This is a genomic window from Streptomyces sp. CoH27 (genome assembly GCF_020181035.1).
GTDB classification, from domain to species: domain Bacteria; phylum Actinomycetota; class Actinomycetes; order Streptomycetales; family Streptomycetaceae; genus Streptomyces; species Streptomyces camelliae.
Map to the genome: position 1 here is coordinate 257,317 of NZ_JAIQYY010000012.1, position 17,116 is coordinate 274,432.

The window sequence follows — 17,116 nt, forward strand, 5'->3', positions numbered from 1 at the left end:
GCGACAAACGCCCAGCCGTCTCCTGATCAGGCGGCATGCTCCTCGAACACCACGGTGTTCCGCCCACCGGGGGTGGCATGCAGGTCCACGGTGACATCGAGCGCCGTGGCCAGCCTCACCAGCAGGTCCGCGGTAACGGGAAGCATCCCTCCCAACTCCACAGCCTCGACTCCGTCGGCGCTCATCCCGAGACGTTCACCCAGAGCGGCCTGCGAGAGCCCGAGGGCCAGGCGGCGGCCGTACACCAACTGCCCCAACGCGTGGGCCAGCCGGATCTGCTCGCGCTCGGCGATCACCTCCGGCGGCTCGGCGCGGCATTCAGCGGCCTTCCGCTGCGACAGCTTCCAGCGGCTGTGGTTCACGGCTCCTCCCGGACGTTGCGAGTGAAGGCGCAGGCCCCCGCATGTGGCAACACCGCCCACATACGCGTCCCGCCGCCCGGCTCGCGTGCTTCCCCGATGCCCCAGTCGCCCCTGCATGCCCTGACCACACTGGCCATTACCCGAAGTGTCGCGCGGCGGCGCGCCTCACAGGCTGCCGCCAGGCGTGGATTGGTGTGACGGGGATGTCCGTCGTAGAGGATCACGCGCAGGGCGCCATCCCGATAGCGCAGCGACGCGTACACCTCGGCGGTCGGCGTGAAACGGCAGGCGCAGGCGGCAAGTTCGCTCGCCACCAGCACCGCCGCGTCGGTCACGTCACCGAGTCCGTGCACCTGGAGGATCGTTCGCGTCGCACTGCGGATGATCGCCGGGGTCTGCGGGGCGGCGGGCAAGGTGAGGCTGTAGGCCAGGGTTTCGGGTGTCGGAGGCGGCAGCAGGTCGCTGTGCACCGGAGGCGGACAGGACGTGACGACGGCGGGCATGGCAACTCCCATGGTGATGCGGCATGTTGTCGGCTCGGCTCGGTGGCTCGTCTCCCTGACGCGAGCCGCCCCTCCCAGGGCAGGAGGCTGCGGGCAGGCTCGCGCGATGCCCTTCCGGAGCACGGCGGGTCGTAATCGACCTGTCACCGACAGTAGAAGTTGGAGCGGCACACGTGCCACTAATTCGCCAACATTGCCTCCAACGAGTTGGACTCGTATGCCGTCCTGACGGCAAACTGACCCTGACCGAGAAGGAGGGTGCCAATGCCGACACGCCCCACGCCCACAGAGCGCCAACGGCGTCTGGGCGCCGAGTTGCGCAAGATGCGGCTCGCGGCGGGCAAGACCAGCGAGTACGCCGCCGGGCTGCTCGGGTTGGACCGCACCAAGGTGTCCAACATGGAATCGGGCACCCGCGTCATCTCACCTGAGCGCATCCGGATTCTGGCCAGCAACTACGACTGCGCGGACGAGGCCTACGTCGATGCACTGGTCACCATGGCCGGCACCCTCCGAGGAGGCTGGTGGGAGCAGTACCGCGGCAATCTCCCCCAAGGCCTGCTGGACGTAGCGGAGTTGGAATGGTTCGCCACCCGGCTGCGGAGCTATCAGACCGTGCACGTACCTGGGCTTCTTCAGCTCAGCGGGTACGCCCGCGCCATCTTCGACGCCGCGTTGCCTCCACTCCCCAAAGCGGAGATCGAACTGCGCGTGGCACAACGCGTCCAGCGACAGCAGATTCTGGAGCGGGAGCATTCTGTCGATTACGTCGCGTACATCCACGAATGGGCCCTGCGCATGCAGTTCGGGGGGCGTCGTACGACCCGGGAGCAGCTCCAGCACCTGTGTGAGGTGTCCGAACGGGAAAACGTCGAGATGCGCGTCCTCACTGTCGAGGCAGGCGCCTTCCCTGGCGCGGGGCACGCGGTGCTGTACGCCCATGGCGCTGTTCCTCAGCTGGACACCGTGCAGTTGGACTCGGCCCACGGTGGCGAGTTCACACACGCGGAGGCCCAGTTGTCCAAGTACCGTGCTCACATGGGCTGGTGGCAGGCCAGATCACTCGATCCGCAGGCCTCACGCGACTTCATCCACAGCATCGCCAGCCAACTCTGAGGAGCAGCAGCCATGACCGAGATCACTTGGGAAGAGCCCTTCTGCGCCGAAGGCAACAACTGCTTCCGCATAGGCACCGACTCCACCGGTAACGCCTACATCGCCATCGCCGGACAGGAAGAGCATCACCTCACCGACAGCCGCGAAGCGCTCCGCTCCCTCATCCTGGAGATCAAGGCGGGAAAGGCGGACCACCTACTGTAGGGCCATCGGCCTCCCCGCTGAGGTGCAGTGCGGCCATCGACAACGCGGAGTCGCCCACGACCACCAATCACATCGGAATGACTCGTCCAGCTAGCGAGCGGCACAGGACTTCGCCCCGGCGATGGCCGTGGCCGGGCTCCGGCCTGGTCAGCCCCGGCAGGGACAGGTCGAGTTGCAGGCGGGGGCGCTCACAGTTTGAACAGGACCCCGCGCCATGTCCACCCCGCGCCGAGGACCGCCTCCTGCAGGGGTGTCTTCAGCTCCGCGGAATCGAAGAGGAACTCCTCCGTCTTCTGGAGGCGGCCGTCGGCCCCCCGCTCGACCGTCCAGCGCCGGGACACCGTCTTCACCTGCCCGCGGGACTGCTCTGCCGGCAGCGCCAACCTGGGCGTACTTCCGATCCAGGTGACTTCCCACTCGCGGTCGAGTGCGCGGACTTCGCGGCTCTCCGGGACCAGGCGCATCCTGATCTGAAGGGTCCGGCTCACCTGGGTCCGGGCGAAGAAGGTGTGCCAGGCCGGATCCCGGATACGCCATTCCGCAACCAGGTCGGCCCCCTCGGCGGCACCATCGCGCACAACATAAGGTGTGTCTGGCCCGCTGACTTCGAGCAACGCCGTCCGGACCTCCTCGACGGATCGCGGCGCGACGCCGCCTTTCGGGCGCTTGGTACCAGTGAATATGTCGAAAAAGCCCATCAAACCACCACCTATGAACGTCTAGTCACTCAACATGAGATCTCCGGGTACGGTGGGACAGGTTAGGACACCGCCCCAGTGTCCGGGCCGACCGTCCGAACGAATTCCTGGAAATCCGGCAGAACGGTGTCGTGCTGTGCCGCAGTGGCGGTCAGGTATGTCCGGATCACGGCGCGCTTGCGCGGATCGTCGGCGCCCAGCACGGCCAAGTACACCTGGGACTCAATGAGATCACAGCGCACACCGCTGACGACGGCCGAGAACGTCAGCCTCTGTGTCAGCGCGGGCGCGGCCTCGGAGCCGACCTCGTGTCGGTTCACCACCACCGACTCGGCAACTTCGTGCAAGCGAATTCGTCCATGAGCGAGCTCGCAGCATCGCCGATGGTGTCGACCGCGCCTCCCACGGCATCGGCTGCATCACTGACGGCGGCGCTCACCTTGTGTGGGTCAACGGTGCCCTCGCCGAGTACCTGCGCCTCACGCGTGCTGGTGGTGAGGTCGACCTGAGTGATGCCCGGGTTCCGCACAGCGGCGCGATGTCACGGCCCTGCGCACCGCATGGCAGCCACGACGCAAAGGAGTGAGCCCCGCGGCTCGGTGCTCACTTCCACCTACTCGGCGGACGTCAGAACTCCTTGCTGAGGTCCGTTCCCTTCGGCGCGCGGAAGCAGCCGGAAACGACGCGGATCTGGAGCATGGGCTGCTGGGTTCCGGACGCACCTGTGATATGCAAGGAAGCGTTGACCGAGAAGGGTTCCTTTTCTGAATCGGCGGTGATTTCGAGGTTCTTGTTTGCGCTGGTGTCACGGCCGTATGCGACGACTTTCCAGCCGTTCTTGGGCAGGTTCTCCCGCAGGCGCTGGAAACCGGCCTCCAGTTTGTCGGGGGCCACTTCGTAGATCGACCAAGGGTGGCGCATACGGTAAAGGTGATCGGGGTCCTCGTCGCAGAGGGAAACGCCGGCACCCCCCTCTGTCACCTTGCCTTCCTTGATTCCGGTCATGTCGAGAATCTGACTGGAGAGGTGGTTGGCTTTCGTCCTCGCCTGCTCGACCGCGAGAGTTGTCGGCTCGGCGGTCTTACCGGCATCATTTACGTGTTTGTTTGTCATGTCCTTTGAGCATCCCGTCATGACGAGGGCCACAACACTGGCCGCAACACAAAGGGCGAGCCGACGCCGTGGGAGCACATGCCTGAACGAGTTCACTTGTCTTCCTTAACGTCACCATACTTGCCGACGACAACTGCCCCCTGATTCTCCAGTGAAGCCGACCCCTCATCCCAGTAACCGCTGTGCCCGCTGGTGCTCACATGCATCCGATGCGCCCCGAAAGCTTCGTCGGACGGGATGGTCGTGATGTAACCAGCGTTGTAGGGAACCCCGTGGTAGTACTGCACCCCCCATTTCTCTCCTCCCAGGAACTGTTTGCCGATGTAGGGCACCGGGTCGTCCCTGGCGGCCTCGGACCACACATGGTCCCTGCCCACGCCCAGGTCGCTCGCGTCGCCCACCAGCATGCCCGGACTGCCGGCGACCACGATGTCGTTGGCAGCGATGTGGTGTTCCTTGGCGGCAGCGCCAACGACGGTGGTGCCGTAGCTGTGGGCGATGACCGTCGTGTGGCTTGACGGCGTGCATGCTTCAGAGCCGCTGCGGGCCGTCTGCAGGCCGTCCAGGAAGTTGTTGAGCTTGGGGGCCGAGTCGTAGGCATAGCTCGGCGAAGGGGAATCGGTGAGGATGTTCTGCGGGGCGTCGTAGCCGATCCAGGTGATGGTGGACGTGCTCTTGTCGGGGGCCTGTGCATGCGCCTCCTGCCACGTGTCGGTCATCCGCCCGATGTCGCCTCTGGCATTCGCCAGCCGCGCCCCCGTCCCGGGCACGTACACAGCCGTGTTGTCCGCTGTGTCCGGGTTGCCGTTGGCGATGATCGCGTGTCCGAGGCCCTTGGTGTCGAAGCCGAGCACGTACGCCTGTGGCAGGCCGGGCTCGCCGTGCGGGCCGGGCACGCCGCTTGCGTCCAGCCGGGCCTGGATATCGTCCATGCCCTTGAGCATGTCCCGCACCCGCACGCCGCCGGCCTTCTGCCACTGCTGCCAGATCGGGTTGACGACGGCTGAGGGAGGGTCACCGACCCGGACGTACTGCGGCGGCTCAGGCCCCAGCCGCTCGGACTGCTGCGCGAACTGCGCCCGTGTTTCAGCCAGCACGATCCGGTTGGAGGTGTCGCGCACCTCGGACGGCAGGCCGTCGAGCGCGCCGATCTCGGCCGGATAGAGAGTCGCGTACTCATCGCGCTGCTCGTCGGTGAGAGCGTCCCACCACTTCCTGTTCTCGGCGGGAGACTTTCCGTGCGGGATCCTCTTCTCGTCGAGGTAGCCGCCGACGGTCTTTTGCACGGCCTGCATGTCCTTGGCCGCGTCGATCAGCATGTCGTCGGTGACGTCGAGCCCGGCCGGAGCCTTGAGCTTGCGGAGCACGGATGCATAGCGCGCGTCGATCTCGCCTGCCTCGCGCACAGCGCTCGCGATTTGTTCCGCGACGCTCTCTGCCATGGCCTTGATGGGATTGCCGCCGCCTTCGCCCTTGCCAGGCAGGTATGGGACCGGAGCGCCCGCTCGCGCTGTGCCACCGCCCTCACCGGGGGCGAACGGCACGATAGGGCCTGCTGGCGACGCACCTGGGGCGTACGGCCCGTAAGGGACGGGCGCCGGGGTGCCGTCCTTCGCGATGGGCGGGGGGTACGTCACCGAACCGTCCTCGTTCACCGTGAACTTCAACGCCTCGGCGTCTTCCAACGCCTGCTTCAGCTTTCGCTGAGGTCCTTCCAGGTCTGCGGCGAGGGACTCCAGCGTCGTCCGGATCAGACCGCACTCGCCGTGGATGTACTGGTAGTTACGACTGAGCCGGTCCAGGTCGCCGGCCGCCTTGGTGGCCGTCTCCCCCTTCTGGGTGGACCGGACTGGAATCGTCATCTCCCGGTCGACCCGAAGTCGGGCGGCGTCCGCGCGGTGGCTTACCTTGCCCCATCCGCCGGCGGCCTCCCGGTACTCCGACAGCTTCAGGTCCCGAAGTTGCTGCCATGTGGACACCGGCCTCACCTTGCCCAATCCGGGCGGTTGCCCACGTGAACTCCACCCACTCGGCCCCCGACGTGCTGGTCGACCTCACCGAAGTGCTTCCCGGTCTTGGCCAGGGTTCCGTGCAGCCGGCCGCATTCGTCCCGGACAGCGGTGAGGCGAGCCTCCCAGGTGGCACGTATCTCATTCAGCGCGGCCGTACAGTCGAATCCCTCAGTGCCGCCCGCTAACCCGCTGCTGGCCTCTTTGAGGTCGGTCAGACCGTTGTTGGTGGCGGTGTGCAGTTCGTCCGCCACGCCGGACGCGCTCGTCCACGGTGTCTTGCTGATCCGCAGATCGGCGTCGCCGCCCCCGGTGCCACCGCCTCCCCCGTCGTTCACACTCGCCAGTTGAATGCGGCTGTGTCCCGCATCGTCGGCGCGGGGCGGAACGCCTACCGCCTTCTCCCAGTCAAACCCCACGCGCTTGTCCTCCCCATGCCATGCGTGGCCCCTCCCCGCGTCTGGTCGTACGTCGCCGAGACGCTGCGAACGCGCTACCGCAGCGCTGCGGTGGTCGAGAAGCACAGTAGTAACGCTGCGTCGAGTGCCCCATCCGTATCAGCCACCAGCCCGTCTGAGTATGCGTACTCAGACAGCGCCAGGTCCTCGATCGGACGGGGGGAGGTTGTCCGGTTGGACCGGCGGCCCGTACGGCGAGGGCGTGAACCCACGGGCGGGGTAGTGCCCTTGGCCGGAGGTAGGCGCCGGCGTTGGGAGCGGCGCTGCGGTTGTCCGACGCTTCCGGACGACGGCGGCAACCGCGATCCCTACTCCGGGGATTACGACGGCACCGACGCCCAGTGCGATCCAGGGGGTGCTGTCCTGGGACGCTGAGGCTACTGCGGGCGAGTTGCCGCCCTTTGCCCGAGCATCGGAGCCTTGGGATCCCGAATCTTTCGGCGAAGCCGGCTGAGATGCCGCTGACTTGAAGTCCGGGAGCGGGTAGACGTTAGCCGGGCCGGGGTCGCCGGGGTTCTGCAGGGCGATGCGGGGCCGAACGATGCCGTATCCGATGGCGTCGTTGCGCTTGGCGCCGTCCGTGGGGGCGCCAATGGTGTTGAGCATGACGCGGAGAACCTGGTTGTTGGTCCAGTCGGGGTGCTTGGACCAAATCAGGGCGGCGCTGGCCGAAGCGAGGGCGGTGGCATCGCTTGTCCCGTGAGTCTCGCACAGCCCGGTCTTGCTTCCACAGGCGTGGACCATGTCCTTGCCGGGTGCGGCCATGTCCACCTGTGGCCCGGTCTCGGATTCGGTAGTCCTGTGGAGATCCTTGCCCACGGCCGCGACGCCAATCACGCCCGGCGTGGCGGCCGGGTACATCACCTCGTTGGCCCCGTCTCCGTCGTTCCCGACGCCGGCGAAGATCAACGATCCCTTGTCGAGAGCGTATTTGACTGCTGCGGTCAGCTGCGGTGAGCCTTCCGGTGCGGCCTGGGAGATGTTGATGACCTTGGCGTGTTCATCGGCGGCGTATCGGATCGCTTGTGCGACAGACTCGTTGAAGCGTTTGTCTCCTTCGGCCTGGTTGGCTGCCGTGAATCCCTTGGGCAGGCGGATGGGGAGAATCTTGGCGCCGGGGGCAAGCCCGAAGGCGCCGTTTCCCCCGCCGTACGCGCCGGTTCCTGCGATCAGGCCGGCCATGCCGGTGCCGTGACCTTCGTAATCGGTGTGCTCGTCACCTGGCTGGTCCGGGGCAAGGTCCTTGCCCTTGAGTACCTGGCCCTTCAGGTCGGGATTCGTGGGATCGACGCCAGTGTCGATCACTGCGACCGTGACGCCCTTACCGGTGCTGGTCTGCCACATCTGCTCGGCTTTCATAGCGTCGAGGAACCACTCCTCCCCGCGCGTCGACTCCGCTTGCGCCGATACTGCGGCGGCGCCCACCAACAGCAGACCCACGGCAGCCGATACCGCAGCCCGACGGTGCCAGTGGCGCATTCCGCTGGTGAGCATGTATGTCCCTCTCACTGTGGCTGACCTGTCAGTCGACTACTGGCGGCACATAGCGACGGTCCTGCTGCCCTCGTGCTTCATCCTCGTCTTCGGTGCGGTTGTTGCATCCGCTCCGTCTCATATCCTCACGTCGGGTGGATGCCGCCTGAGGACCTTGCCGCGTGCCGGCGCTGCGAACACCAGCAGCTCGCGTGGTGGTGGGTTTCCCGCCCGAAATTCCGCCTCGCTCCACAGCGCCTCCTGCCGAGGAAGACGAACGAGCACCCATACGCCCCGGCTGCTGCGGGTTGTCGCCGATCACACCACTGTTCCGTACGGGGGGACGGCCGCCTGGGCCAGGTGCTTGCCGCCCTGCCACCTGCCCCGAAGAGCGAGCGCCTGCAGCCGGCCCCACCGGACCGCGAGCGGTCGGTCCCTCGGCACCCACGACCGTCCCCCTGGGGATGGCGCCGGAGGAGTTGCCCGCAGGAGACGGAACAGGTCGGCCGCCGATGACGCCGCGGCTACCGCTCGGCACACGGCCTGGCGTGGACGTGGCTACTCCCTGTTCAGGCAGAGCCGGGGTCCGACCTCCGAGTTCAGGCATGGCCGGAGTCCGGCCTCCGATCGGTGTCTGCCGCGGGCCGGATGGTTCCGAGGGCACGCTCGGGCTCAACCGGCCCGACGGCATTCTTGGGCTCAACCGGCCCGGAGTCACTTTCGGCCCGCCGGCGAACGGCGCCGGAAGCATCCCCGTCGCAGGCGTGGCCGGTCTCGCACCTGCGTCAGCATGGCTTGGGCCCGGGAGACCGCCCGTGGTGCTCGGCGTGTGTTGCACTTGCGGCAGCGAGGCCACCGAGTCGATACCCATCCGCGTGGGCTGCTCTGCCTCCACCGGCACGAGATGCGCGCGTGATGCCACAACCGGCGAATTTCGCACGCCGCCACCGAGAGCTGGGGCGCCAGCAGAACTCTCCCGTCCGTGTGCCACGCGTGCGACGGCAGCACCATCAGGCGAGGAGGTGGCCACCGGAGCGGATGCGCCGGGGCGGGCCTTGGCCTCGCCACCGTCAATCGACCGGCTTCCTACCGGTACGAGCGCTTTCGGCGGCGGCGGAAACTTCGGCCGCTCCAATCCGTTCATCTGCGTGGCTGACCACTCGTAGGTCTGCCCCAGCTTCCGCATCTGCGCCGCCGCCTCCAGGCGGACCTTCTCCTTGTGCGCCGCCAGCGCGGCCAGCTCGCTCTCGGACTTGGCGCTCACCGTTGCCGCGTCCGGGTCGTTGTGCGCCACGTTCGCAGCCTCCAGATTCGCCTGCGCGCCCTTGGTGTCGCGCGGAATGGATGCCTGCGCCTGGGCGATCGCCCCGGAGGCCTCGCTCAGCCACTTCCCAGCGCCTTCGCTGAAGTCACCAAGCCGCAGAGTGGAGTTGGCCAGGTCGGCAGACCATGTGCGGAACGCCTGCGCGCCCTCGCCCTTCCATTCCACCCACTGCGGCCGGACCTTGAGTTCCTCGGCGATCTTGCGGATCTCCTGAGCGGCCACGGTGAGCCGGTCCGCCGCGGCCTGCACCGTGCCGGCGTCGGCCTGGTCGAGCCACGCCAGCATCTGCTCGTGGCTCATGTCCTCAAAGGACGTACCGCCGCCGGATCCCTTGCCAGGCATCAGAACTCCCCCGCCCCCTTGCCTTCCACCAGATCCATCAGATCGAACCGCCCGCGTCGCCTCCCGCCGGCGCCGGCGTCGACGGCTGCCCCGGCTGCGTCCCGTTCCCGCTGCCGTGGCTCTTGCCGGGCCCCTCGGGGTCGTAACCGTGGCCGTAGTACTTCGTCGTCTCGGCGCTGATCGCCGCCATACGGTCTCGGACATCCAGGTCGACGTTCTGGTAGCCCTTGTGCGAGGCCATGACGGCGATGCCCATGCCCTCCATGGAGTCCGACAGCAGCTTCGACAGCGTCTCCAGCTCGCTGATCACCGTCTCGTACGCGCTGAACAGCCCGGCCGCCTCTGCCCATGCACCGGCCCCGCCCCCGAACTGATGGCGTGCGAGCTGCTCCTGCCCGATCTTGCCTGGACCTGCCTGCGAGCCCTTCAGGTCGTGGATCAGGGCGTCAACGCGCTTCTGGAAGGTCGTGAAGGACGACAGCTCCGTGGCCACATCAGCGACGGCGTCGCGTGCCACGTCAAACAGACCAGACACCCACGACGACGTGCCCGACGCCGACCCCGACCCGGCATCGCTCGGCAACACATCGTCCTCCCCGTATCGTCAGAACACCGGCCAAACACCGAAGCCGCACCAGCAACTCTAACTACCAAGAGTGACAGTAAGTAGTCGCTCTGTAGTGAAAAATGGCCAGCGGCGGGCCTTGCTTCCACCTGATACACCACCCGGACCCCGGCGGGGTCGGTGGCTGATCCAGCATGAACCCACCCAACACCCCGGTGCGTTCGGGCGCATGAGTACTTGTACTCAGAGAGTGGGCGGTCCGCTGTGAATGGCCGATACCAGATGGTGGTGGGCACTGAGCTGGCCTTGACCGAGCTACTCGCCTCGCGGGAGCGCCACCTCATCGACAGCCGCGAAGCGCTCCGTGCCCTCATCCTGGAGCTCAAGGCCGGGAAGGCCGACCACCTGCTGTAGGGCCGCCAGCGTGCCCCTGGAGTCGGGAGCGTCAGCGGTTCAGGTCCATGACCCCGACTCCGAGCCCGTTGTAGGCCTCCGGTGCGACAGTGGCCACCAGCCCACCCTCGGGGAGCATCGGGTTCGGTCGCGCCACATGTACAGCTGCCGCGATACCGGGGAGAACACCGCCGTGAAGCAGTTCGGCGACGGTCAAGGCCATCGCGTAGTCGTCATCGATGACGCGGAGCACGTCCAGCAGCACACCCGCATGGGCGACGATCCCCGCGCGCTCGCGCTCCGCCTCCAGGAGGCTCAGCACAGGCACCCAGAGGCGCACGTCATCGCTCGACGCCGCGGCATGAATGAGGCCGGAGATCTGCTTGTTGCCGCCCATCGCCAGCAGCGTGGGGCTGTCGAGGACGTAGTGCTCGATCTGGTTCAACTGGACGACTCCGCCTCTGCGAGAGCAGCCCGGTGAGCGGCGGTGGCCTCCCGCATCCTGCGACGCATCTCGGCGGATTCCTCATCCGTCACGTAATGCCCGAACCGCTCGGCAAGCAGGGCGCGGGTGCGATCGGCGCGCGCCCTGATCTGCTCGGGAGTCAGTGTCTGAGCAGCTATCTCCTGCATGAGGGCACGAAGACTGGTGCCCCGCGCTTCCGCCACGGCGGCGAGCTGGTCACGAACATCGGCGGGTACGCGAATCATGACGTCAGGCATGCCATGAGTATACGTGACGTATACGTCGAGTGCCTCGCATCGGCCAGCATCAGCGCCGCGTTGTCAGTGAGGTCGCTTAGCCTGCGCGCATGAGAGCTTCAGGGACGTTCAAGGTCGAAGAGTTCACACCGGCGGACGTGCGGCTGCCGGAGCCCGTGGTCGAGACTGCGGCGGCCGTCGGGGTGGCCACGATGCGCAAGCGGTACGAGGGTGAGGTCGTCGGGGTGTCGGGGACGCTGTTCTCCACGGCGTTCGACCAGGCCACGGCGACGGGGACGTACGTCGCACTGGAATCGTTCGAGGGGACGCTCCAGGGGCGGGCCGGCACCTTCAACTTCGCCCACTCGGCAACGACGGTCGGGCCGGACCGGGACAGCGGGGCCGAACTGTTCGTGATCGTGCCGGGGAGCGGGACGGGCGAGCTGACCGGAATCCGAGGGGAGGGCGGCATCGCGATCGACACGGACGGCACTCATCGGATCTGGTTCGACTACGAGGTGGGCGCGTAACCCTGTTACCGGTCATCCCTGGGTGCGCGGGAACGACACCTCCACCCGCCGGTTCTTCCGTCGCCCCTCCTCCGTGGAGTTGTCGGCGATGGGGAACTGTTCGCCGTAGCCGCGGACCTCGAAGGTGACGTTCGGGTCGTTCAGGTCCTGGTCGAGGACGGCCTGGACCGCGTTGGCGCGTTGCTTGGACAGGACGGCGCCGTGGGCCGTGGAGCCGAGGTTGTCGGTGAAGCCGAAGACCCGGATCTGGGTGGCGTTCTGCTTCTTGATCTCCTCGGCGATGGTCGCGATCCGCGCCTTCGCCTCGTCGCTGAGCTTGGCGCTGTCCTTGCTGAACAGGACCTCGGCCTGGAGGGCGAAGGTGACGTCCGCGTTGGTGTCCGACCGGCGTTCGTCCCCGCTCTGGTCCTCCACGACCGACTTGATGTCCAGCACCTTGGGCGCGGCGAGGGTGGCGCCCTCGGGGAGCTTGAGGTTCGGGGAGGTGGGGTCGATCTTCACGGGGGCGGCGGCGGAGGGGGCGGTGTCGGGGGGCTGGCTGGGGTCGGTGCCGTCGGCCCGGGCGGTGGGGGTGGCGGTGAGGAGGAGCGTGGTGGCGGTGAGGGTCAGGGCGAGACGGGTGATGGTCACTGGTGCCTCACCCGGAGATCTTGATGGTGGCCGAGGTGAACGTCGGCAGCTGGAACTCCACCTCGGACGTGTTCGCGGGAGGTGCGGGGAACTGCATGAACACCGCCAGGGTGGCGCCGGTCTGGAGTGTCGAGAAGCCGGTGGTGGTCAGCGGGCGGCCCTCGGTGTCCCGTAGCACGTAGTACCGCTTCTTGCCCTGCGAATCGACCAGTGTGGCGCCGCCCAGGGACTTGCCGTTCTTGATGATCTCGGTCTCGTTCCCGCTCAGGGCGGAGGGGATCACCACGATCTGGGCCCCGTCGTTCTTCAGCATGCCGTTGACTGTGACGAACCCGCCCGAGTCCCGCTGGGCGGAGGTGATCTGGAGGTCCAGACCGTCCGATCCCCTCACCTCGGCCAGCGGCCGGTCCGACTGACCCTCCTGGGCGCTGGGGCCGGAGCCGCTCGTCCTGGAGGTGGACGGCGAGTTGTCCGGCTTCTTGGCGTCGCCGCCACCGCTTCCCCCGCAACCCGCCGCACCGACGGCCAGACCGGCCGCGAGAGCCAACGCGACCATCCCCCTGCGGGCCCTCGCAGTGAACCGCATGCTCATCGCTCCGCTTCCTTCGTCATTCATGGTTCGCTCGTCAGTCAGCCAGGTGGACGTCGAAGAGGTCTTCGGGCTTCGGGAGCCCCGCTGGGTCGTCCGGCTTGGGCTGCCAGACCTTGTCCTTGCAGGTGAGTTGGGGCAGATCGGCGCCTTTTGCACCCGCGTCGGGGAGCTTGAATGTGCAAAGGGGTTCGATCTCGGCGATGGCGTGCGCCTTCGACCTGACGTTCTCCGTCCCTGGTACGACAGACCGGCCGACGGACTTGTTCGTCTCCACATCGGCCTGGTACTTCAACAACTCCGGGGAGAAACAGGCGCTCAGTCGGGCATCGTTCTGCGTGGCCAGTTGCCCGGCCCGCCCGCACGGGGCATTCGGGTCGTCGATGCCCGCCTTGCCGTCGAGGATGTCCTGCCATTTCGTCGGGTCCAGCAGGACTTTCACCCACGCGCCCGCAAGCTGGTCACGCGTGTTCTGGGCGGCCGCCAGCGCTGCCGCGTCCGCCGCCGCCTGCGCTCCGCTCCGGTTCACCGAGGCCTGGCCGACCGCGAGGTAGGCGAGAGCGAGAAAGAGCAGACCCGCCACCACCGTGAGGTAGATGGGGAAGGCCTGCCCTGCGTCGTTGCGCGGAGAGATCAGCCGCCGGTGACCTCGGAGATCTTCCTCGTGATCGCATCGAAGATCGTCTGCCCGATGCTCGTCCCCGTGATCGCCAACACGATCGCCACGACCACCGCGATGATGCCGAGGTACTCCACCGCGGTCTGACCCCGGTCGCTGCGTGCGGCGCGGGTCTGCAGGTACGCGACGGTGGTGTTGAACCATTTGCTCACGGTTGTCCCCTCCAGCTTCGCCTCCGGTCCGGGCACCGTACGGCCGGAGGTCACCGTCCCCGAAGGGCCCCAGGGCCCAACTCCAGGCCCAATCCCTGTACGCCTCCATGTCATGCCACCCCCAGCCACTTCGCGGCGGCCTGGGATCTGGTGGTGCTCTGGAGTTTGGCGAAGATACGGTTGATGTGGTTCTTGACCGTCTTCTCGGAGATGAAGCAGGCGGCGGCGATCTGCTGGTTGGTCATGCCGGACGCGATGAGGTCCATGATCTCCGCCTCCCTCGTACTCAGCCGATACCGGGACCGGAGCCGGGACCCAGAATGGGATGACTCTCCCATGGAGGGTTGCAGTTGCGAAAGCTGTTGAGAGGTACTTTCCCTTAAAATTGGCGGAAGTTGAGGTTCGATGTGTGCAGATGCACCGGCACGGAGCAGTCCCAGCAACGCCTGTGCCGCCCCCGGCGTCACATGCGGCCGCCCCTCCCGTACGTCCCGTACGGCCCGTACCAGCTGCTCCGTCGTGAACTCCCCGTGCACCAGATATCCCCCCGCCCCCAGCCGCAACGCCTCCCGCACGGTCTCCGTCTCGTGGCTGTAGGTGAGCATCATGACGGGGGCCAGCCGTACCAGGTGCGGCAATGCCGAGATTCCGTCGACTCCGGGCATGCGGACGTCGAGCAGGATGACGTCCGGGCGGTGCCGTACGGCGGCCTCGTACGCCTCCTGGCCGTCCGTCGCCTCCGCCACCACCGTCGTGTCCGCACGCCCGGACAGCAGGGCCGTCAGACCGGCCCGGACCACGGGGTTGTCGTCGGCCACCAGCAGTCGCAGCGGCGCGGGGTGAGTGTCCTGCATGGTGTGGTGCCTCCTCTCAGGGTTCCCGGGTCGCGGGGGCGGGGGCGGTCAGGGCCGACAGCGGTAGTTCCACGCGTACTTCCGTGCCCCGCTCCCGGTCGCCCCGGCCGATACGGATCCTGGCTCCCGCCTGCGCCGCCCGCTCCACCATGCCGAGCAGCCCGAAGTGGCCGGACGCCCGCAGGCGTTCGAGCGTGGTGTCCGGCGGAAGGCCGCGGCCGTCGTCGTGGACCGACAGGCGCAGCAGGCCGCCGACCACCGCCACGTGCACGTCCACCTGGGTCGCGGACGCGTGCCGGTGGGCGTTCTCCAGCGCCTCCGCCGTGATGGACAGGAGGTGGCGGGCCGACGCGACGGGGAGAGCGGGGATGTCCAGCGGTGGGAACGAGCACGTGACCTTCAATGACGTGCGGGAGGTGAAGTCCCTTACGTATGAATGGAGTTCTGGCCCGAGAGGGGTCATCTCCTGCACGCCCTCCCGGCGCAGGTCCCTCAGCAGTTCCCTCGACTCCGTCGCCGCCCTGCGTGCCGAGCGGGACACCAGGTCGGCCTGGTCCCTGATCCTGGCCGGGTCGGGATCCTGCGTCGACGCCGTGGCCGCCAGGCCGTCCGCCGCCAGGGCCACGCCGTACAGGGTCTTGGCCACGGAGTCGTGCATCTCGCGGGCCAGCCGGGCGCGTTCCGCGCTCACCGCCTCCGCCGCCGCGAGGCGCGCCTGGGCCGTCGTCAGGGCCTGGGTCGCGGCGCCGAAGCGGAGCATCAGGCCCCGCAGGGTCGAGCCCATGGCGCCGGCGATGACACACAGGCCGGGAAGGAGGAGGGCCTCGGCGACCGGGGCGTGCCGGTCGGCCTTCAGGGTGGCGTGGACCAGCAGCAGGATCAGGCCCTGGAGGGAGGCGAAACAGGCCGCGCCCCGCCAGCTGTAGACGAGCCCGGCCAGCAGCGGGGTGCAGACGCTGACGTAGGCCAGGGTGGTGTCGGGGCCGGCCGAGACGAGGAGGAGGGAGCCGATGAGGGTGTCCGCCGCGAGGAGCGTGGGGTGGCGCAGGAGGAGGGGACCGAAGCGTTCCCAGTCGCGGAAGAGGACGTAGGACACCATGAAGGTGACGACCACGGCCACGCCGACCAGGCGCACGCCCAGACCCGGGGCCGCGTGGAGCAGCGCCGCCGGAGCCGCCAGGGCGATCATGGCCAGCCGGAAGCCGAAGACCTGCCGGCACAGCGCCTGCAACGCGCTGACCTGGATCTTCACCGAGGGTTCGGAGGATGAGGGTGCGGTGGGTGAGGCTTCGGACCTTTCGGCCGCTGTGTCCACCGGCGGCTTCGCGCGGCGCAGCCGTACGAAACGACCGCCGGCGCCCCTCAGCCATCCCCCGATCCAGACCCCGACGCCCCTCAGCCACTCCCCGATCCAGACCCCGACGCCCCTCAGCCACTCTCCGATCCAGACCCCGACGCCCTTCAGCCACCCACCCGCCGGCCGCCCGCCCCGACCCGTCACCCCGGCCACCGTCACCGCCGCCTCACTTCCCCGTGAGCGAGCCGAAGTCCACCCCGGAGCCCAGGATCAGGCCCGCGCCGAGCAGCAGCATCGTCGCCGGGACCATGAACGTGGTGATCATCAGCGTGGCCTTCGGCACCGCGCGGGCGGCCTTGCGGCGGGCGTTCTGGGCGTCGGTGCGGCGCATGTCCTTCGCCAGGGAGACCAGGGTGTCCACGATGGGTGCGCCCAGCTCCTCCCCCTGCTGCAGTGCCGTCACGAACATCGCCACCTGCTCGGAGTCGTTGCGCCGGCGCAGCTCGGTGAAGGCCTGGCGGCGGCTCATGCCGAGGTCCATCTGGCGTAGGGTGATGCGCAGTTCGTCGGCCCAGGGGCCCTCGTAGTGGGAGGCGACCCGGTCCAGGGCCTGGCGGAAGCCGAGTCCGGCGCTGACCACCACCGCGAGCACGTCCAGGAAGTCCGGCAGGGTGCGCTCGATGACGTCCCTGCGGACCCGGATCGCCGACCAGATGCCTACCTCCGTCCAGAACGCGCCGAAGAGCAGCAGCAGTACGGCGACGAACCACTGGCCGCGGAGGAGGAACACGACGCAGCCGACGGCGCCCAGCGCGCCGTAGACCGCCCGGCGGGCCGCGTAGCGGTCGATGGTCAGGCCGCCCGGGTTGCCCGCCAGGTCGATCTTGCGGCGGTACTTGGCGACCAGCCGCGGGCCCATCAGGCGCAGTACGGCGGGGGCGTAGCGCATGCCCATGCGGTCGATGACCGAGCCGACCGCGCCGGTGCGGGTGGCGCCGACCTCCAGGGCGACGGCGAGGTCGCCGGGGAGCTTGGCGTCCGCGCGGTACATACGGATGCCGGCGAAGGCGCCCCAGACACCGAGGCCCATCAGCAGCGCGAGCAGGATTCCCACCATCGGAGC

At 68.0% G+C, this 17,116-nt stretch carries 23 protein-coding genes; 4 read left to right on the top strand and 19 right to left on the bottom strand.

Translation table 11 applies throughout. From position 1 onward, the window contains the following. Positions 1 to 26 precede the first annotated feature (26 nt). Together LE548_RS22170 and LE548_RS22175 are read right to left on the bottom strand one after the other, a co-directional pair. Positions 27 to 362: a helix-turn-helix domain-containing protein gene (locus LE548_RS22170; protein WP_225098666.1), complete on the bottom strand. Its 336-nt coding sequence runs from the start codon at positions 360 to 362 to the stop codon at positions 27 to 29. Next, positions 359 to 865, bottom strand: coding sequence for an ATP-binding protein (locus LE548_RS22175; protein WP_225098667.1), 507 nt, complete (start codon positions 863 to 865; stop codon positions 359 to 361). The genes LE548_RS22170 and LE548_RS22175 overlap by 4 nt, the downstream gene beginning before the upstream one ends. A 264-nt stretch (positions 866 to 1,129) precedes the next feature. Here LE548_RS22175 and LE548_RS22180 point away from each other — a divergent pair, with 264 nt between their 5' ends. Both LE548_RS22180 and LE548_RS22185 read left to right on the top strand, forming a co-directional pair. Further along, a complete protein-coding gene (locus LE548_RS22180) occupies positions 1,130 to 1,981 on the top strand; it encodes a helix-turn-helix transcriptional regulator (RefSeq protein ID WP_225098668.1) in 852 nt (283 codons plus the stop codon). Between the two features lie 12 nt (positions 1,982 to 1,993). Next, positions 1,994 to 2,185, top strand: coding sequence for a hypothetical protein (locus LE548_RS22185; RefSeq protein WP_225098669.1), 192 nt, complete (start codon positions 1,994 to 1,996; stop codon positions 2,183 to 2,185). Between the two features lie 188 nt (positions 2,186 to 2,373). Here the strand turns inward: LE548_RS22185 and LE548_RS22190 are convergent, their stop codons facing one another. The 8 genes from LE548_RS22190 to LE548_RS22225 form a co-directional block, all read right to left on the bottom strand. Beyond that, positions 2,374 to 2,883 carry a hypothetical protein gene (locus tag LE548_RS22190; protein ID WP_225098670.1) on the bottom strand — a complete coding sequence of 170 codons (510 nt, stop codon included), beginning with the start codon at positions 2,881 to 2,883 and terminating at the stop codon, positions 2,374 to 2,376. Positions 2,884 to 2,945: 62 nt separating this feature from the next. After that, positions 2,946 to 3,230, bottom strand: a complete 285-nt coding sequence (locus LE548_RS22195; protein WP_225098671.1) for a hypothetical protein — start codon at positions 3,228 to 3,230, stop codon at positions 2,946 to 2,948. A 280-nt stretch (positions 3,231 to 3,510) separates the two neighbouring features. Beyond that, complete coding sequence (locus LE548_RS22200) at positions 3,511 to 3,996, bottom strand: hypothetical protein (RefSeq protein WP_225098672.1); 486 nt, start codon at positions 3,994 to 3,996, stop codon at positions 3,511 to 3,513. A gap of 92 nt (positions 3,997 to 4,088) precedes the next feature. Beyond that, complete coding sequence (locus LE548_RS46090) at positions 4,089 to 5,975, bottom strand: alpha/beta hydrolase (RefSeq protein WP_225098673.1); 1,887 nt, start codon at positions 5,973 to 5,975, stop codon at positions 4,089 to 4,091. 5 nt (positions 5,976 to 5,980) lie between these two features. Next, the gene (locus LE548_RS22210) at positions 5,981 to 6,424 is read right to left on the bottom strand and encodes a hypothetical protein (protein WP_225098674.1); all 444 of its coding nucleotides are present in this window, start codon (positions 6,422 to 6,424) and stop codon (positions 5,981 to 5,983) included. 168 nt (positions 6,425 to 6,592) lie between these two features. Beyond that, positions 6,593 to 7,957, bottom strand: a complete 1,365-nt coding sequence (mycP, locus tag LE548_RS22215; RefSeq protein ID WP_225098675.1) for a type VII secretion-associated serine protease mycosin — start codon at positions 7,955 to 7,957, stop codon at positions 6,593 to 6,595. A 28-nt stretch (positions 7,958 to 7,985) separates the two neighbouring features. Further along, the gene (locus LE548_RS22220; protein ID WP_225098676.1) at positions 7,986 to 9,602 is read right to left on the bottom strand and encodes a translation initiation factor IF-2; all 1,617 of its coding nucleotides are present in this window, start codon (positions 9,600 to 9,602) and stop codon (positions 7,986 to 7,988) included. A gap of 37 nt (positions 9,603 to 9,639) precedes the next feature. Continuing rightward, on the bottom strand, positions 9,640 to 10,185 hold the full coding sequence (locus LE548_RS22225) for a hypothetical protein (RefSeq protein WP_225098677.1): 546 nt from the start codon (positions 10,183 to 10,185) through the stop codon (positions 9,640 to 9,642). Positions 10,186 to 10,455: 270 nt separating this feature from the next. Here LE548_RS22225 and LE548_RS45520 point away from each other — a divergent pair, with 270 nt between their 5' ends. Further along, entirely contained in the window at positions 10,456 to 10,581 is a 126-nt protein-coding gene (locus LE548_RS45520) for a hypothetical protein (protein ID WP_263636450.1), read from the top strand. Positions 10,582 to 10,612: 31 nt separating this feature from the next. Here the strand turns inward: LE548_RS45520 and LE548_RS22230 are convergent, their stop codons facing one another. Together LE548_RS22230 and LE548_RS22235 are read right to left on the bottom strand one after the other, a co-directional pair. Then, complete coding sequence (locus LE548_RS22230) at positions 10,613 to 11,005, bottom strand: hypothetical protein (RefSeq protein ID WP_225098678.1); 393 nt, start codon at positions 11,003 to 11,005, stop codon at positions 10,613 to 10,615. Beyond that, the gene (locus tag LE548_RS22235; RefSeq protein WP_225098679.1) at positions 11,002 to 11,283 is read right to left on the bottom strand and encodes an Arc family DNA-binding protein; all 282 of its coding nucleotides are present in this window, start codon (positions 11,281 to 11,283) and stop codon (positions 11,002 to 11,004) included. Before LE548_RS22235 ends, LE548_RS22230 begins: the two co-directional genes overlap by 4 nt. A gap of 89 nt (positions 11,284 to 11,372) precedes the next feature. Here LE548_RS22235 and LE548_RS22240 point away from each other — a divergent pair, with 89 nt between their 5' ends. Further along, on the top strand, positions 11,373 to 11,792 hold the full coding sequence (locus LE548_RS22240) for a DUF3224 domain-containing protein (protein WP_225098680.1): 420 nt from the start codon (positions 11,373 to 11,375) through the stop codon (positions 11,790 to 11,792). Between the two features lie 12 nt (positions 11,793 to 11,804). Here LE548_RS22240 and LE548_RS22245 read toward each other — a convergent pair whose 3' ends face one another. The 7 genes from LE548_RS22245 to LE548_RS22275 form a co-directional block, all read right to left on the bottom strand. Then, entirely contained in the window at positions 11,805 to 12,422 is a 618-nt protein-coding gene (locus LE548_RS22245; RefSeq protein ID WP_225098681.1) for an OmpA family protein, read from the bottom strand. 7 nt (positions 12,423 to 12,429) lie between these two features. Continuing rightward, a complete protein-coding gene (locus LE548_RS22250) occupies positions 12,430 to 13,014 on the bottom strand; it encodes a hypothetical protein (RefSeq protein ID WP_225098682.1) in 585 nt (194 codons plus the stop codon). 34 nt (positions 13,015 to 13,048) lie between these two features. Then, entirely contained in the window at positions 13,049 to 13,645 is a 597-nt protein-coding gene (locus tag LE548_RS22255) for a pilus assembly protein TadG-related protein (protein ID WP_374116157.1), read from the bottom strand. After that, positions 13,645 to 13,842, bottom strand: coding sequence for a Flp family type IVb pilin (locus tag LE548_RS22260; RefSeq protein WP_071373058.1), 198 nt, complete (start codon positions 13,840 to 13,842; stop codon positions 13,645 to 13,647). The genes LE548_RS22255 and LE548_RS22260 overlap by 1 nt, the downstream gene beginning before the upstream one ends. 110 nt (positions 13,843 to 13,952) lie before the next feature. Beyond that, on the bottom strand, positions 13,953 to 14,696 hold the full coding sequence (locus tag LE548_RS22265; RefSeq protein ID WP_225098683.1) for a response regulator transcription factor: 744 nt from the start codon (positions 14,694 to 14,696) through the stop codon (positions 13,953 to 13,955). Between the two features lie 16 nt (positions 14,697 to 14,712). Further along, complete coding sequence (locus LE548_RS22270; RefSeq protein WP_374116153.1) at positions 14,713 to 16,011, bottom strand: sensor histidine kinase; 1,299 nt, start codon at positions 16,009 to 16,011, stop codon at positions 14,713 to 14,715. Between the two features lie 208 nt (positions 16,012 to 16,219). Further along, a complete protein-coding gene (locus LE548_RS22275; protein WP_225098759.1) occupies positions 16,220 to 17,107 on the bottom strand; it encodes a DUF5936 domain-containing protein in 888 nt (295 codons plus the stop codon). Between the last annotated feature and the right edge of the window lie 9 nt (positions 17,108 to 17,116).

Coding starts and splice junctions, on each gene's coding strand:
- mycP (WP_225098675.1), bottom strand. CDS start 7,957: ATGCTCACCAGCGGAATGCGCCACTGGCACCGTCGGGCTGCGGTATCG.
- LE548_RS22190 (WP_225098670.1), bottom strand. CDS start 2,883: ATGGGCTTTTTCGACATATTCACTGGTACCAAGCGCCCGAAAGGCGGC.
- LE548_RS22180 (WP_225098668.1), top strand. CDS start 1,130: ATGCCGACACGCCCCACGCCCACAGAGCGCCAACGGCGTCTGGGCGCC.
- LE548_RS22240 (WP_225098680.1), top strand. CDS start 11,373: ATGAGAGCTTCAGGGACGTTCAAGGTCGAAGAGTTCACACCGGCGGAC.
- LE548_RS22265 (WP_225098683.1), bottom strand. CDS start 14,696: ATGCAGGACACTCACCCCGCGCCGCTGCGACTGCTGGTGGCCGACGAC.
- LE548_RS22185 (WP_225098669.1), top strand. CDS start 1,994: ATGACCGAGATCACTTGGGAAGAGCCCTTCTGCGCCGAAGGCAACAAC.
- LE548_RS22235 (WP_225098679.1), bottom strand. CDS start 11,283: ATGCCTGACGTCATGATTCGCGTACCCGCCGATGTTCGTGACCAGCTC.
- LE548_RS22220 (WP_225098676.1), bottom strand. CDS start 9,602: ATGCCTGGCAAGGGATCCGGCGGCGGTACGTCCTTTGAGGACATGAGC.
- LE548_RS22175 (WP_225098667.1), bottom strand. CDS start 865: ATGCCCGCCGTCGTCACGTCCTGTCCGCCTCCGGTGCACAGCGACCTG.
- LE548_RS22250 (WP_225098682.1), bottom strand. CDS start 13,014: ATGAGCATGCGGTTCACTGCGAGGGCCCGCAGGGGGATGGTCGCGTTG.
- LE548_RS22200 (WP_225098672.1), bottom strand. CDS start 3,996: ATGACAAACAAACACGTAAATGATGCCGGTAAGACCGCCGAGCCGACA.